The organism is Pseudomonas sp. B21-054, from assembly GCF_026016345.1.
GTDB lineage: Bacteria > Pseudomonadota > Gammaproteobacteria > Pseudomonadales > Pseudomonadaceae > Aquipseudomonas.
Genome location: NZ_CP087204.1, coordinates 4,721,790 through 4,737,287 on the forward strand (window position 1 = coordinate 4,721,790; position 15,498 = coordinate 4,737,287).

Annotated in this window: 16 protein-coding genes; 12 read left to right on the plus strand and 4 right to left on the minus strand. The window is 63.1% G+C overall.

Going from position 1 to position 15,498, the window contains the following annotated elements; genetic code table 11:
- Positions 1-88: 88 nt before the first annotated feature.
- Entirely contained in the window at positions 89-625 is a 537-nt protein-coding gene (locus LOY70_RS20360) for a cytochrome b (protein WP_265029100.1), read from the minus strand.
- Entirely contained in the window at positions 622-1,701 is a 1,080-nt protein-coding gene (locus LOY70_RS20365) for a catalase family peroxidase (RefSeq protein WP_265029101.1), read from the minus strand. Before LOY70_RS20365 ends, LOY70_RS20360 begins: the two co-directional genes overlap by 4 nt.
- Before the next feature lie 167 nt (positions 1,702-1,868).
- On the opposite strand from LOY70_RS20365, the gene LOY70_RS20370 reads away from it, so the two are divergent.
- Entirely contained in the window at positions 1,869-2,375 is a 507-nt protein-coding gene (locus LOY70_RS20370; protein WP_123416533.1) for a sigma-70 family RNA polymerase sigma factor, read from the plus strand.
- Positions 2,372-3,124, plus strand: a complete 753-nt coding sequence (locus tag LOY70_RS20375) for an anti-sigma factor family protein (protein WP_265029102.1) — start codon at positions 2,372-2,374, stop codon at positions 3,122-3,124. The genes LOY70_RS20370 and LOY70_RS20375 overlap by 4 nt, the downstream gene beginning before the upstream one ends.
- Positions 3,125-3,257: 133 nt before the next feature.
- Here LOY70_RS20375 and LOY70_RS20380 read toward each other — a convergent pair whose 3' ends face one another.
- Complete coding sequence (locus LOY70_RS20380) at positions 3,258-4,094, minus strand: IclR family transcriptional regulator (protein ID WP_265029103.1); 837 nt, start codon at positions 4,092-4,094, stop codon at positions 3,258-3,260.
- A gap of 242 nt (positions 4,095-4,336) precedes the next feature.
- On the opposite strand from LOY70_RS20380, the gene LOY70_RS20385 reads away from it, so the two are divergent.
- The 8 genes from LOY70_RS20385 to LOY70_RS20420 all read left to right on the plus strand — a co-directional run bounded on the left by LOY70_RS20385 (position 4,337) and on the right by LOY70_RS20420 (position 12,481).
- The gene (locus LOY70_RS20385) at positions 4,337-5,362 is read left to right on the plus strand and encodes an ABC transporter ATP-binding protein (RefSeq protein WP_265029104.1); all 1,026 of its coding nucleotides are present in this window, start codon (positions 4,337-4,339) and stop codon (positions 5,360-5,362) included.
- Entirely contained in the window at positions 5,359-6,228 is an 870-nt protein-coding gene (locus LOY70_RS20390; RefSeq protein WP_265029105.1) for an ABC transporter permease, read from the plus strand. Before LOY70_RS20385 ends, LOY70_RS20390 begins: the two co-directional genes overlap by 4 nt.
- Before the next feature lie 6 nt (positions 6,229-6,234).
- Positions 6,235-7,029 (plus strand): ABC transporter permease, encoded by a 795-nt coding sequence (locus LOY70_RS20395; RefSeq protein WP_265029106.1) that lies wholly within the window; start codon positions 6,235-6,237, stop codon positions 7,027-7,029.
- A 7-nt stretch (positions 7,030-7,036) separates the two neighbouring features.
- On the plus strand, positions 7,037-7,327 hold the full coding sequence (locus tag LOY70_RS20400; RefSeq protein WP_265029107.1) for a (2Fe-2S)-binding protein: 291 nt from the start codon (positions 7,037-7,039) through the stop codon (positions 7,325-7,327).
- Between the two features lie 166 nt (positions 7,328-7,493).
- Positions 7,494-8,849, plus strand: a complete 1,356-nt coding sequence (locus LOY70_RS20405; protein ID WP_265029108.1) for an NAD(P)/FAD-dependent oxidoreductase — start codon at positions 7,494-7,496, stop codon at positions 8,847-8,849.
- Positions 8,846-9,961: an NAD(P)/FAD-dependent oxidoreductase gene (locus LOY70_RS20410; RefSeq protein WP_265029109.1), complete on the plus strand. Its 1,116-nt coding sequence runs from the start codon at positions 8,846-8,848 to the stop codon at positions 9,959-9,961. Before LOY70_RS20405 ends, LOY70_RS20410 begins: the two co-directional genes overlap by 4 nt.
- A 17-nt stretch (positions 9,962-9,978) precedes the next feature.
- Complete coding sequence (locus LOY70_RS20415; protein ID WP_265029110.1) at positions 9,979-11,040, plus strand: ABC transporter substrate-binding protein; 1,062 nt, start codon at positions 9,979-9,981, stop codon at positions 11,038-11,040.
- Positions 11,041-11,134: 94 nt separating this feature from the next.
- Positions 11,135-12,481: a leucine-rich repeat-containing protein kinase family protein gene (locus LOY70_RS20420; RefSeq protein WP_265029111.1), complete on the plus strand. Its 1,347-nt coding sequence runs from the start codon at positions 11,135-11,137 to the stop codon at positions 12,479-12,481.
- Positions 12,482-12,484: 3 nt separating this feature from the next.
- Here the strand turns inward: LOY70_RS20420 and LOY70_RS20425 are convergent, their stop codons facing one another.
- Complete coding sequence (locus LOY70_RS20425) at positions 12,485-13,189, minus strand: YebC/PmpR family DNA-binding transcriptional regulator (RefSeq protein ID WP_003199952.1); 705 nt, start codon at positions 13,187-13,189, stop codon at positions 12,485-12,487.
- A gap of 220 nt (positions 13,190-13,409) precedes the next feature.
- Between LOY70_RS20425 and LOY70_RS20430 the strand changes: the two genes are divergently transcribed.
- Both LOY70_RS20430 and LOY70_RS20435 read left to right on the plus strand, forming a co-directional pair.
- Complete coding sequence (locus LOY70_RS20430; protein ID WP_265029112.1) at positions 13,410-14,816, plus strand: type VI secretion system Vgr family protein; 1,407 nt, start codon at positions 13,410-13,412, stop codon at positions 14,814-14,816.
- Positions 14,817-14,946: 130 nt separating this feature from the next.
- On the plus strand, positions 14,947-15,495 hold the full coding sequence (locus LOY70_RS20435; RefSeq protein WP_123343056.1) for a cytochrome b: 549 nt from the start codon (positions 14,947-14,949) through the stop codon (positions 15,493-15,495).
- Positions 15,496-15,498 lie beyond the last annotated feature (3 nt).

The window sequence follows — 15,498 nt, forward strand, 5'->3', positions numbered from 1 at the left end:
AGTGTCTGGTAGAGGGGCCGCTTCGCGGCCCAACGGGGATAAATCCCCTCGCCACAGGTTCTCGCTCGTCGTCAGATATCAGCGGGCATCAGCCCTTGCCTCGCAACATACTGTCCAACACCTCATCCCGGCGCACCCAACCGTGAAACAGCGCCGCCGCCAGATGCACCAGCACAGTCAAGAACAACACATACGCCAGGTACCCATGGGCCTTGCGCAGCAGTGCGAAAGTCTGGGCGTCCGCCGGCAGGATCGAGGGCAGTTGCAGCGAGCTGCTGAGCATCACCGGGTCTCCGGCCGCCGAAATCATGCCCCAACCCAACAGCGGCAGGATCAGCATCAGTGCATACAGCAAGACGTGTGAGGCCTTGGCCGACAACACCTGCCAGCCCGGCAGATCGGCCGGTAGCGGCGGTTGTCGGGTACTGAAACGCACCACCAGGCGCACGATCACCAGCAACAGAATCGCAATGCCCAACGGTTTGTGCAATTGGAGCAGCCATTCATGGCGCTCGGACACCGAGGCAACCATGCCCGCGCCGATAAACAACATGGCGATGACCATCAATGCCATCAGCCAGTGCAGCAACCGGGCCAACGGGGCGAAGTGACGGGGGACGCTCATGGGCGGGACTCCTTGGCAGGCAGTTGGCTGACTTCACTGGTACGCCGCAGATAGGAACTGGCATAGGCGGCGGAACGCGCCGCCAGCAGCGGATCTTCGGAACCTTCGATGCCGTTGGGCAGGATCAGCGGGTCATAGTTGATATCGCGGCACTCGCCGTTGTCCTGTGCCTGGGTACGTTCCAGCACCAACGTGCCGGCATTGAGTACCTTGCGATCAGAAGGCCAGGCCTTGCTGGCATCGTTCACCGGGTCCCCTGGATTGGCCAGGGTGATGTTCAACTGCCAGCGCAATGGCCCTGCAGCAAGACGCTTCACCAGATCCTGCTCGAGAAAATCAGCGCCCTGGGGCGGCATCGCATCGGCAGCATCCTGGCTCATCGGCACCACGCCCCAGCGCACCGCCTGGCGTTGCCCCGCCGGGTTGACCAAATAGAACGCATTGATGCCGTTGTAGGTTTCAGTGGCGTAACTGGCCGACGGCTTGGCGGTCTTGATCCATTGCAGGAAAGGCGCAGCCTCGGGGTGCGCGGCGAAGAACGCCGGCACGGCGGCAGGGTTCGGTTTCCCTGTGGCCGGGTCCGGTGATTGAGCCTGTTGAAGTTGATAGAAGGCTTCGGGCGTGCCCACCGGAAACACTGGCATGCTGTTCATGCCGGTGCGCCATTGCTGGCCGTTGGCCTGGGTGAAACGCAGCGCCAGGCTGCGGATCGGCACGCTGCCGTCAGGTGCATAGGGGTTGCCACTGGGCAAGGCGAAACGTCCGACCACCGGCGTTCGCGCGTCCATGAATACTTGGGCGCTGGAAAAGGAGCGGGCCTCGCCGCTGCTCTCGAAGTAGCCGGCGACACAGACACCTTTTGAGTGATTACGCCGGAAACCCGGATGAACACCGTTATTTTTTTCCAGCACGTTGACCAGCGCATCCGGCGTCAACCGCTGTGGGTCGAGGGTGCCATGGACGTAGGCAAACGCCCCAGCCAGCACGGCGACGATCACGGCGATGCCGCTCAGGCGCAGCGTCAGGCTGGCCGCACTCAACGGCGGCCGACTCGGTGAAGAGGAAGGGTCAACCATGAGGAAGCTCCAGGGCTCAAGGCCATTTGCGGAAAGGACCTGTCAGACGAAGCCCTGACAGGTTTATTCCCACGCCTCGTATTTATTTTTCCTGCGCTGGAATAATCTCGTGCGCGGGTCGTCTTTCCAGTCCCGGTGCAGTGACTGCCTACAGAAGCCATACTCCCATGAACGAACTCGACGAACAGTTACGCGAGCTCATCCCCAGGCTACGGCGTTTTGCCGTGTCGCTGACGCGTAACCCGAGCAACGCCGATGATCTGGTGCAGGCGTGCCTGGAGCGGGCGTTGTCCAAATGGAACGACAAGCGCCCGGACGGCGATCTGCGGGCTTGGCTGTTTTCGATTCTTTATCGGCAGTTTCTCGACGCCCATCGCCGCTCCCGGCGCTATGCACGCATGCTGGAATTTTTCACCGACCGCGACGATGCCCATCCCTCGGCCGAGCGCAGCGTGATCGCGCAATCGTCCCTCCAAGCGTTCGAGCAACTCACCACTGAACAACGGGCGCTGTTGCTATGGGTATCGGTGGAAGGCTTGAGTTACCAGCAAGTCGCCGACATCCTCGGCGTGCCGACCGGCACCGTGATGTCTCGCCTGTCCCGCGCTCGCCAGGCCCTGCGCCAACTCAGCGACGGCGAAATCACCCGCCCTACCCTGCGGAGACTCAAATGATCAACATGCCCCCTAGCGAAAGCGACCTGCACGCCTATGTCGATCGCCAACTGAGTGACGACGACCTGCGCCTGATGGAAACGTACCTCGGCACTCACCCCGACGTCGCCGCTCGGGTCCGCGCCTGGCAACAGGACGTGCAACACCTGCGCACGGCCCTGAGTGGCGCTTTGCAACAGCCCGCTAATCCGGATCTCGATCCGGCAATGATTCGCCAACACTTGAAACATCGCTCCCGTCGCCATCTGGCCAGCGCCGCGGTGTTGCTGCTGGCGGTCAGCGTGAGTGGCTACAGTGGCTGGCAGGCACGGGAAATGACCTTCATCAGCGCCGCAGCGCCCATGGCAGATGCCCTGGAAGCGTACCGGTTGTTCGCCCAGCAGGGCATCCTTCCAGCCGATTACCAAACGGGTGACGAGGGCAGCATGCAAGGCTGGCTCGACCGTTACTTCACCCAGGCCAACCGCTTGCCGGACCTGTCGGGCGCGGGCTTCAAGCCGGTCAGCGGCCGGTTGCTCAGCACCGAGCAAGGCGCAGCGGCGATGGTGGTTTATCAGGACCCGAGCGGCCAGAAAATCAGTTTCTACGTACGCCCGCCAGGTCCGAAAAACTACCTGCTGCCCCGTGGCAGCCGCCGCGACGGCGAGCTGCAGGCCGAGTATTGGTCCGGGCCGGGATACAACTATGCGATGGTCATACCCAGCGATACGCCGACGGTGCAGCGGCTCAAGCAGACGTTGGACTTCTGATCCGCGCAGATCCCTGTGGGAGCGAGCTTGCTCGCGATAGCGGTGTGTCAGTCGCCATCATTGCCAATTGAACGACCGCCATCGCGAGCAAGCTCGCTCCCACAGGGGGACGGCGGTGTTCTTGAGAGGGTGCTCACCCCTGCCCAAACACCTGCGAAGGCCTGCGCAGCAGCGGGTCGAAGGGATTGACCCGCGGTCCGATCAGGGCCGCCTCGCGCTTGAGCATTTCCACCACCGTTGGCAGGCGATCAGGCCCCAGTCGATCACTCACCGTCGCCACGCTCAAGGCCGCCACGGCCCTGCCATCACGATCCAGGATCGGCACCGCCACCCCAGCCATGCCCTGCAATACGCCGGTATTGCGCCCGGCGTAACCCAGCGTGCGCACGTTCTCCACTTCCGAACGCAGGAAGACTTCGTCGTACAAATGGAAATCCTTGAGCCGTGGCAGGTTGTATTGAATCACCGTGTCACGCTCTTCTTCCGGCAGGAACGCAAGGATGGCCAGGCTGCCCTGCCCTACGCCCAACGCCACGCGCCCGCCGATGTCGCCAGTGAACGTACGGATCGGAAACGGCCCTTCGCTGCGGTCCAGGCAGATGGCATCAAAACCGCTGCGCGCCAGCAGAAACAACGAATCCCCCAGGGACGCTGACAGCCGCAGCATGGCCGGCCGTGCAAGGTCGCGCAGATTGCCGGTGTTGCCGGCGCGGGCGGCCAAAGCGAAGAAATCCAGGCTCAGGCGATAGCGTTTACTGCGCGCGTCCTGCTCTACCATGCCTTCGTCCATCAGGCTACGCAGCAAGCGATGGGTGGTGGGTTGGGACAGACCGACGCGCTGGGCCAACTGCGTCACCCGCTCCCCGCCTTCGACGGTGTCACCCAGGCTACGCAACACGGCGAACAACCTCGAGACGGCACCCACCCCCACTTCGCTTTTGCTGACATTCCGTTCAGTGGAATCTTTCATTCATTTTCCTATCACTAAATTTACTCACCGAATGAAACTGAAAATAGTCATAGCTTCAGTGAAATAGTCCATTGAGCCCATCCTATTCTTCGTCCTACTCTGCGTCCATACAGGGGCGATTCGAACAATAGCGGCAGCCGACTGAGGTCGAGCGCCAACGCACCCCGCAGCACCCTTTCGTATCTGCCCATAAAAAAGCCCGCCTCACGGCGACGCATAACAATCTCAGGTGGAGCGCAGCGATGGCTTTTGTGCAACTTGAAGGACTTGGCAAACGTTACGGTGAGATCGACGCCGTGGTCGCCACCAACCTCTCGGTGGAGAAAGGCGAATTCGTCTCGCTGCTGGGGCCCTCCGGCTGCGGTAAAACCACGACGCTGCAAATGATCGCCGGCTTCGTCGAAGCCAGCAGTGGCCGCATCCTGCTGGACGGTCGCGACATTACCCACGCCAAGCCGGCCAGCCGAGGCCTGGGCGTGGTGTTCCAGAGTTACGCGCTGTTTCCCCACATGACCGTCAAGGACAACGTCGCCTTCGGCCTGCGCATGCGCAAAGTGGCCAACGTCGAGCTGCAACAACGGGTGGATCGGGTGCTGAAATTGGTGCGCCTGGACCCGCACGCCGAACGTTACCCACGGGAACTCTCGGGCGGCCAGCGCCAGCGCGTCGCCCTGGCCCGGGCGTTGGTGATCGAACCGCCGGTGCTGCTGCTCGACGAACCGTTGTCCAACCTCGACGCCAACCTGCGCGAGGAAATGCAATACGAAATCCGCCGCATCCAGCGAGAAGTCGGGATCACCACATTGATGGTGACCCACGACCAGTCCGAGGCGCTGTCGATCAGTGACCGGGTCGTGGTGATGCAGGCCGGGCGCATCACCCAGATCGACGCGCCATACACCCTTTACGAACACCCGCGCACCGAATTCATTTCCGGCTTCGTCGGCAAAGCCAACCTGCTGCCAGGCACCCGCGACAGTGCAGGCGTCGTGCAAGTTTGCAGCCCGGGTCACGGGGAACTGACCCTGAGCCTGCGCCCGGAAAAAATCGACCTGTGCGAAGCCGGTTCGGGACGCCTGCAAGGCACCCTCACCAGCCGCTTCTTCCTTGGCAGCCAATGGCTGTATGGCGTCTCGACCAGCCTGGGCGAACTCTGCGTGGTGCGTCGCAACGACGGCTCCGCGCCCATGACCGAAGGCACGGCGGTGGGCCTGGATTGGGACCCGGCGCTGCTGCGGGTGCTGAGCGTGGACGAGGTGCCGGCATGAAGCTGCTCGACGCGATGCGCCGGGGACGCCAGGGTTACCTGATGTCCGCGCCGGCCCTGGCCTTGTACGTGGGACTGCTGGTCATTCCCCTGGGCCTGACGCTGGTGCTGTCGTTCAACGTCTTCGACTACAGCTCGGGCATCGACGGCGACGCCTATACCTTCGACCACTACGCCAGCCTGTTGGGCGACCCGTACTTCTACGAGATCTTCCTGCGAACCCTCTGGATCAGCGCCCTGACCACCATTCTGTGCGTACTGATCGGCGTGCCCGAAGCCTACGTCCTCAGCCGCATGCGGGCGCCGTGGCGCTCGATCTTCCTGATCCTGATCCTCACCCCGCTGCTCATTTCAGTGGTGGTGCGGGCCTTCGGCTGGAGCCTGTTGCTCGGCGCCGACGGCCTGGTCAACCAAGCCTTGCAAGCCTTCGGCGGCTCGCCGATGAAACTGCTCTATACGCCGTTCGCCGTGGTCATCGCCCTGGTCCACGTGATGCTGCCGTTCATGATCATTCCGGTCTGGACCTCGTTGCAAAAGCTCGACCCGGCCGCCGAACAGGCCGCGCTGTCCCTGGGAGCCAGCCAGTTCACGGTGATCCGCCAGGTCGTGCTGCCGCAGATCATGCCCGGCGTGCTGTCGGGCACGCTGATTGTGTTCGGCCTCGCCGCCAGCTCCTTCGCCATTCCCGGCCTGCTTGGCGGTCGCCGTTTGAAAATGGTCGCCACGCTGATCTACGACCAATACCTGTCGGAGCTGAACTGGCCCATGGGCGCCGCCATCGCCGTCGCCCTGCTGCTGCTCAACCTGCTGATCATGCTGTCGTGGAACCGGATGATCGAAGGCCGCTACAAGAAGTCATTGGGGTAATCAGTCATGTCCAGGAACGGTCCTTTCGCCCTGTTGTTTCATGCCCTGGTGGTGGTGTTCATGCTGGCGCCGCTGGTGGTGGTCTGCCTCGTCGCCTTCACCCCGGAAAACACCCTGAGCCTGCCGACCACGACGTTTTCCCTGCGCTGGTTCCGCGCAGTGTTCGAGCGCGCGGATTTCATCGATGCGTTCTACAACAGCCTGATCCTCGCCTTCTGCGCCGCTTCGCTGGCGACGTTGATCGCGGTGCCGGCGGCCCTGGCGATCACCCGCCTCGAGTTCCCTGGCCGAGACTTTTTCAACGGTCTGTTCCTGTCGCCGATCATCATTCCGCACCTGGTATTGGGCGTGGCGCTGCTGCGCTTGTTTGCGCTGATGGGCGTGAATGGCAGCTTTGCCTGGCTGATCTTCGCCCATGTGCTGGTGATCACGCCGTATGTGCTGCGCCTGGTGCTCGCTTCGGCCATCGGCCTGGACCGCAGCGCCGAGCAGGCCGCGCAATCGCTGGGGGCCGGGAGCTTCACACTGTTTCGGCAAATCACTTTGCCGATGATCCTGCCCGGAGTGGCCGGGGGCTGGTTGCTGGCGTTCATCAACAGTTTCGATGAAGTCACGTTGTCGATTTTCGTCACCTCGCCGGCCACGCAAACCTTACCGGTGCGCATGTACGTCTACGCCACCGAGTCCATCGATCCGATGATGGCGGCGGTGTCGGCGCTGGTCATTGCGCTGACCGCGGTGACCATGATTCTGCTCGACCGGGTCTACGGCCTGGATCGGGTCCTGGTAGGCAAACAATGAGGGCGACATGGCTCTGCTGAAACGACTGGCCGAAGGCGACCGCCCGGCCCTGGACTTTACCCTCGATGGCAAGCCTGCCAGCGGTCTGTTGGGTGACACGCTGCTGACCGCCGTACTGACCCGCAGTGAACACTTGCGCGGCAGCGACTTCAGCGCCGAGCCCCGGGCCGGTTTCTGCCTGATGGGCGCCTGCCAGGATTGCTGGGTCCGCCTGGGCGACGGCCGCCGCGTCCGCGCCTGCTCGACCCTGCTCGAAGCCGGGCAGGACATCCGCCGCGAGCCGGGGCGTCAGGTATGAACAATGCCGCCTGGAATGGCCCCATCGCGAGCAAGCTCGCTCCCACAGGGAAGCGGCAGCGTTCACACAACCAAAACCCAGCCCCGATCCAATGTGGGAGCGAGCTTGCTCGCGATGGCGGCTTCAACAGCACCATGAATCCACAGCGCCTGTCGATGAGGTGGCTATGAAACCCGTCGCCATCATCGGCGCCGGCCCGGCCGGTATCCGTGCCGCGCAGACCCTCGTCGCCCACGGCGTGTACCCCGTCCTGCTGGACGAAGCCGCCCGCGGTGGCGGGCAGATCTATCGGCGTCAACCGGCCAACTTCAAGCGCTCGCCCGCCAAGCTCTATGGCTTCGAAGCACACAAGGCCAGCGCCCTCCACCAGACCCTCGACGAGTTGCGCGAGCAGCTCGATTATCGTCCGGACACCCTGGTGTGGAACGCCGAAGCCGGCCTGCTGGACACTTTGCATGAAGGCCGCGCCGACCGTCTTGAATATGCCAGCGTGATCGTCGCCACGGGTGCCACCGACCGGATCCTGCCCGTGCCGGGCTGGACCCTGCCCGGGGTGTACAGCCTGGGCGCGGCGCAGATCGCGCTGAAATTCCAGGGGTGCGCCATCGGTGAACGGGTGGTGTTCGCCGGCAGCGGTCCCTTGCTGTATCTGGTGGCGTATCAGTACGCCAAGGCCGGTGCCGACGTGGTCGCGGTGCTCGACAGTTCGCCCTTCAGCGCCCAGGCCCGCGCCCTGCCCGGCCTGCTGGCGCAACCGGTCACCCTCGCCAAGGGGCTTTACTACCGCGCCTGGCTGACTGCCCACGGAGTCAGTGTGCATCAAGGCGCGAGCCTGTCGCGCATCGACGGGGAACGCCGGGTCCAGTCGCTGAAATGGCGCAACGCAAAAGGCGAGCAAGCCCTCGATTGCGACGCGGTGGCCTTTGCCCACGGCTTGCGCAGCGAAACCCAATTGGCCGACCTGCTGGGCTGCGAGTTTGCCTGGAGCGCCCTCAACCGCGCCTGGCTGCCACTGCGGGACCACGCTGGACGCAGCAGCGTGCCCGGGGTTTACCTGGCGGGTGACGGTGCCGGAATCATGGGCGCCGACGCCGCCGAGATGGCCGGTGAACGGGCGGCCCTGACCTTGCTTGAAGACATCGGTTACTTGATCGACCCGCAGCGCTGCACCGAGCTGGAACAATCCCTCAAACGCATCGGCCATTTCCGACAAGGCCTGGAGCGCGCATTTGCCTTTCCCGAAGATTGGGCCGCCGACGCAGCTGACAACCTGATGATCTGTCGCTGCGAAGAAGTCAGCGTCGGCGACATCCGCCAGGTAGTGGGTGAAGGTCATTGGGAGATCAACCGGGTCAAGGCCCATTGCCGGGTCGGCATGGGCCGTTGCCAGGGACGGATGTGCGGCGCCGCCGCAGCGGAAATCATTGCCCGCGAGAGTGGCCGCCCGGTCGCCAGCGTCGGCCGCTTGCGGGCCCAGGCGCCGATCAAACCGGTGCCGTTCGGCCTGGAGGTCGAGCCATGATCGACGTGGATGTGGTGATCATTGGCGGCGGCATCGTCGGCGCCTCGGCGGCGTTGTTCTTGAGCAAGGCCGGACGGCGGGTGGCCCTGCTGGAACGGGATTTCTGCGGTTCGCACTCCAGCGGCGTGAACTACGGCGGTGTGCGCCGCCAGGGACGGCCGTTGTCGCAACTGCCCTTGTCACAACGGGCCCATGAAATCTGGAACCAGTTGCCCCAGTTGATCGGCATCGATGGTGAGTACCAGCGCAGCGGCCATCTGAAACTGGCCCGCAGCGCTGAAGACCTGCAAGCGTTGCAGGACTACGCCGCCAGCAGCCAGGGCTTCGGCCTCGATCTGCAACTGCTCGACCGCGATGAGTTACGCGCGCGGTTTCCGTGGGTCGGTGCCGTCGCGGTCGGGGCGTCGTTGTGCCCGGATGACGGCCACGCCAATCCGCGCCTGGTGTCGCCGGCATTCGCCCAGGCGGCCCGCCGGCATGGCGCGCAGGTCCACGAACAATGCGCCGTCAGTGCCGTGGCGCACGACGGCCAGCGCTTTGGTGTACACACCGAAACGGGCCTGGCATTCCACGCGCCTTGGCTGCTGAACTGCGCCGGCGCCTGGTCGAGCCAGTTCGCCGCACAATTCGGCGAAGCGGTGCCGATGTCTGCCGGGCACCCGGCGATGCTGGTCACCGAGCCGTTGCCCTTGGTGATGAATGCCAGCACCGGTGTCGAGGGCGGCGGTATTTACGCCCGCCAAGTCGCGCGCGGCAATTGCGTGCTGGGGGGCGGCCAAGGTTTCGCCCTGGACGATGCTCGCGCCCGGCCCGGGCAGAACGCGGTGATTGAGATCTTGCGCCAAGCGGTCGAACTCTACCCATTTTTGGCAGGTGCCCAGGCGATTCGTACCTGGAGCGGCACCGAAGGTTACCTGCCCGATCGCCAGCCGGTGATCGGCCACAGCAGCACCCAGCCCGGTCTGTTGCATGCATTCGGCTTTGCCGGCGCAGGCTTCCAGATCGGCCCGGCGGTGGGCCAGGCGCTCACCGAGATCATCTGCAGCGGCGCCTCAACCACGCCGCTGGATGCGTTTTCCATCACCCGGTTTCACTCCATCTCCGTTGCTTGATAGAGGAAGGTCGCGCCATGAATCACGTCAAACGCAGTGCATTGTTCGGTTTCTGCTCGCTGGGTTCCGCTTGCCTGGGCGCCCTGCTCCCGGTCACCCAGGCGTTGGCCGAACCGACGCTTTACCTGGGCATGAACGGCGGAACCATGGAGCGGCTCTACGCCGACAAGGTCTTGCCGGCTTTCGAGAAAGCCAACAACGTCAAGGTGGTGATCGTGCCCGGCACCTCTGCCGACATCCTGGCGAAAGTCCAGGCCAGCAAAGGCAACCCGCAGATGCACGTGATGTTCCTGGATGACGGCATCATGTACCGCGCCATCGCCATGGGCCTGTGCGACAAGCTCGAGGACAGCCCGACCCTGGCGCAGATTCCGGCCAAGGGTCGCATCAAGGATCAGGCCGTGGCCGTCAGCCTCGGGGTGACGGGGCTGGCCTACAACACACGGTTGTTCAAGGAAAAAGGCTGGAGCGCGCCGACTTCATGGATGGACTTGGCCGATCCGCGCTTCAAGGACAAAGTGGTGTTCCAATCGATGGCCTCGTCCACATTTGGCCTGCACGGCTTCCTGATGTTCAACCGGATCCAGGGCGGCAGCGAGGCCGACGTCGAGCCGGGTTTCAAGGCCTGGCCAAACACCGTCGGACGCAACGTGCTGGAGTACATCCCGAGCTCGGCGAAGATTTCCGAAATGCTGCAGACCGATGAAGCCGCGCTGTTCCCGCTGACGCCGACCCAGGTCACCGCGCTGAAAATCAAGGGCATGTCGGTCGAGTACGCGCAACCGAAGGAAGGCGCCGTGGTGCTCAACGTTGCCGAATGTGCCATCGCCCAAAACACCCAGCCTGAACTGGCGCAAAAACTTGCCGCGTTCCTGCTGTCTCCACAAGCCCAGGCCGTCGCCCTGGAAGAAGGCGACCAGATCCCGTCCAACCCCAACACCCCGACCACCGACAAGACCCGTGGCCAGGTGGAGGCGATGAAGCAATATCTGGAAACCGCGATTGCCGTGGATTGGGACCAGGTCAACGAACAGCGCCCGGCCTGGAACGCACGCTGGAACCGCAGCATCGAGCGCTAGAACGGTGGCGAGGGGTTTTGTGTTGGGTTGATTATTGGTTAACTGTCGGGCTTCGGACCTTGCGCCCGCCCCTTGATCAACAGCGAACCCTTCCATGAATACCCTCGCCCAACTCCGCGCCGGCCAGCTGTCAGGCATCACCCGGCTGGACCTGGCCTGCGGCCTGACGCAGTTTCCCCGGGAAATCTTCGACCTGGCCGACTCCCTCGAAGTCCTCAACCTCAGCGGCAACGCGCTGGACACACTGCCCGACGACCTGCATCGGTTGACTCGCCTGCGCGTGCTGTTCTGTTCGGATAACCGTTTCACTGAACTGCCCGAATGCCTGGGCCGTTGTGCCGCGCTGACCATGGTCGGCTTCAAGGCCAACCGCATCGAGCGCGTAACCGGCGCCGCCCTGCCGCCGCTGCTGCGCTGGCTGATCCTGACGGACAACTGCGTCAGCCAATTACCGGATGAGCTGGGCCAACGCCCACATCTGCAAAAGCTGATGTTGGCCGGCAACCGTTTGCAGCAATTGCCGGCGAGCCTGGGCCAGTGCCATCGTCTGGAACTGCTGCGCATTGCCGCCAATCAGTTGACCGAACTGCCGCAATGGTTGCTGGAACTGCCCTGCCTCAGTTGGCTGGCCTACGCCGGCAACCCGCTGGAAGCCCAAGCCGATGCCCTCGCTGCCACAACGCCTCTCGACTGGTCGCAACTGAGTCTGCAACAACGGTTGGGCGAAGGGGCGTCGGGAGTGATTCACCAGGCACTCTGGCAGCCGCCAGACCAGAGTGCGCGCAACGTCGCGGTGAAGTTGTACAAAGGCCAGATCACCAGCGACGGCTCGCCGTTGCATGAAATGCAGGCCAGCATCACCGCAGGTCGACATCCGAACCTGATTGACGTGCTGGGCCAGATCGTCGGGCATCCCGAGGAACAGGCCGGGCTGGTGATGGCACTGATCGAGCCCAGTTACCGTAACCTGGCCGGGCTGCCGAGCCTGGCCTCGTGCACCCGCGACGTGTATGCCGACGAGCTGCGCTTGAGCGCCCCGGTGGCCTTGCGCATCGCCCGCGGCATCGCTTCGGTGGCGGCACACCTGCATCGCCAGGGCATTACCCACGGCGATTTGTACGGACACAACATCCTTTGCAATGACCAAGGCGATTGCCTGCTGGGGGACTTTGGCGCAGCGTCTTTTCACGCCAGCGCCGATACCCTGCAAACTCAGGCGCTGCAACGCATCGAGGTGCGGGCCTTCGGGATTCTGCTGGGGGAATTGCTGGCGCGGATCGAACCGGCGCTCGGTGCGCAGGATCTTGCATGGCTGTTGGATTTGGAGGCGCGCTGCTGTCAGCCGGATGTGCTGGCACGGCCAGGATTCGATGAAATCGAAGGTTTACTGCGCGACCGTGGCGAGGGAGCACACTCCCTCACCACAGGGCATGTCGGGTAGTGCTTAACCCGCCAACCCAACGAACATATCCTGCACATCATCATGGTTGTCGAGGCCTTCAAGGAACGCTTCGACTTCAGCCATTTGTTCATCGGTCAGGCCGCTGACCGGGTTTTTCGGCTGATAGCCCAGCTTGGCCGACAACACGGTGAAGCCCTGCTCCGGCAGCGCCTTCTGCACGGCGTCAAGATCGGCAGGATCGGTGAGGAACAACGTCGCGCCCTCTTCGCCCGGCTCGAAATCCTGGGCACCGGCCTCGATGGCGGCCATTTCCGGATCGGCGTCCGGGCTGTCCGGCGCGGCCTCGATCATGCCGACATGGTTGAAGTCCCACGCCACCGAACCCGAGGCGCCCAGTTGGCCCTTGCGGAACGCGACGCGAATTTCGGCAACGGTGCGGTTGATGTTGTCGGTCACGCATTCAACGATCAGCGGCACCTGATGCGGGGCGAACCCTTCGTAAGTGACGCGATGGTATTGCACGGTCTCACCGAGCTGGCCGGAGCCTTTCTTGATCGCACGCTCCAAGGTCTCGCGGGGCATCGAGGCCTTCTTCGCCTGCTCGACCACCAGTCGCAAGTGCGCGTTGGTCGCGGTATCGGCGCCGTTGCGCGCGGCAATGGTGATTTCTTTCACCAGCTTGCCGAAGATCTTGCCCTTGGCGTTGGCAGCCGCTTCTTTGTGTTTAACCTTCCACTGTGCGCCCATTACTCACTCTCTTGTCTGACGCGCCGAGACATCTGCCGGCCGGCGCTGTGGCGCAAGTTTATACGGCCTAAACCGGCTGATCGACCAAAAAATTTGGCCCTGTTGAATCGACATTTGCGCAGGATGTTGTAGGGGGTTTCTGAAATAGCGATTCGCTAGCACCGTTCTTCCCCAGGGTTTCGTACCCTCTGCGCCTTTCTCCCTGCAAGTAAGAGCCGCGATGCGCAACGACACGGAAAGTCCCTTCAGCCTGACCCTCACGCAAAGCGACTTGCGACTGCAAGTATTGCGCTTCAACGGTCGGGAAGCCCTCAACCAGCCGTACCGTTTTGATCTCGAGCTGATCGGCCTGGCGCCGCCAATGAGTCCCGACACGCTGCTGGGGCAGCCGGCCTTCCTGTGCCTGGACGACGAATCGGGCATCCATGGGATTGTCCACAGTGTCAGCCTGAGCGCTAATGCCCCGCACCGCATCGGCTACCGAGTGACGCTGGTGCCTTACCTCCAGCATCTGGAACAAGGCCCACGGCGCCGGGTTTTCCATCGACTGAGCGTTGTGCAAGTGCTGCAACGGCTGTTGGAGGACAATGCGCTGCCCGTCCACAGCTACCGTTTCGATTTGCCCCATGGGCAGTATCCGTGCCGTCCCTTCTGCATCCAGTACGAGGAAAGCGATCTGGATCTGTTGCACCGTTTATGCGAAGAAGAAGGCATCCATTATCACTTCGAACATGCCTTCCAGGGGCATGTCTTGGTGTTTGCCGAAGACCCTAAAAGCTTCCCCGCCCGGCCGGTCGAGCTGACGATGCACCAAGGCGCCGGCCCGCAACCGGCGGTCCAGCGACTGTACCAGCGTCACCACTCAATAGCCCCTGGCCTGCCTGCCGGCTTCAGCGACCGGGGGCTGACCGAAACGTCGGCCAGCGCAGCGAATCACCCCTTCAACGGTGTCGACCACGAAACCATGCGCAGCAATCCAGCGCTGGCTTATCGTGACCAGGTCGGTCGCCGAAACCTTGAACGGTTGCGCTGTCGGCAACGGCAGATCCACGGCCACAGCACCCAGCCGGCCCTGCGCAGCGGCCATGTCGCGCAGATCAGCGAACACCCGGTATCCGCCTTCAATGACCAATGGTTGATCACAGAAGTCCAACATCGTGGGCGGCAGTTTTCGATTCTTGAAACCGATCTGCCGTCCACACCGCCCGCCCAGGACTATCGCAACCGATTCTCGGCCATTGCCTGGTCCACCGTGTTCAGGCCGGCACTCAAGCATCGCAAGCCATGCATCCCCGGTTATCACCTCGCTCATGTGCTCGGCCCTGCCGGCCAGCCGGCCAGACTCGATGAGCGCGGCCACGTCAGCGTCAGCCTGTGGGCGCCGGATGGCGAAGGCATCACCCTGCCCGTATCGCGACTGACACTGGACGACAGCCCCGCCCTGATAGCCGGCAGTGAAGTACTGGTGAGTTTTCTCGACGGCGACCCCGACCGGCCAGTGCTGTGCCCCGGGGCTGTCGATACCGGCGCAGGATCGGCCGCTGCAGCGCCGAAACCACCGTTGCGCGATCATGATGCGGGGCTGCTGTTGGACTGGCTGCTGAACCCGCCGGACTTGACGCCCTGAGCCAACCCCGTCGCGGGGCTTCCTGCTGATAAAACTGATCTGACTCAAGCAAGCCCAGCGAAACGGGCTTACAGTAAGCACACAACGCCGCACAAGACGGCGTATTACCTGATCGCTGGAGATAACTGCAATGCCCTGGAAAAACTCGCAAAGCCGCTACAGTACCGTCACGGTGACCCTGCATTGGCTGATGCTGGTCCTGCTCGCCGTGGTTTACGCCTGCATCGAGTTCCGCGGGATTTTTCCCAAGGGCAGTGGCGGCCGGACCCTGATCAAGGAAGCGCATTTCATGCTCGGCCTGACGGTGTTTGTACTGGTCTGGCTGCGCCTGTTCGCCCGCAGCATGGGTAAGGCACCGGCTATATTTCCCGCGTCGCCTGCGTGGCAAACCGTCCTGGCGCGCCTGATGCACTGGGCGTTGTACCTGTTCATGATCGCTATGCCGCTGCTTGGCTGGCTGATCACCAGCGCCGAAGGTCACCAGGTGATGTTCTACGGTTTCGATTTGCCGCTGCTCATCGATCAAGACAAGGACTTCGCCAAACGGCTGGAAGGCTGGCATGTGCTGGGCGGCACCATCGGCTATTGGTTGATTGGCCTGCATGCCTTGGCGGGGCTGTATCACCACTACGTGGTGCGCGATAACACGCTGTTGCGGATGATGCCCAAACGCGGTTGATAG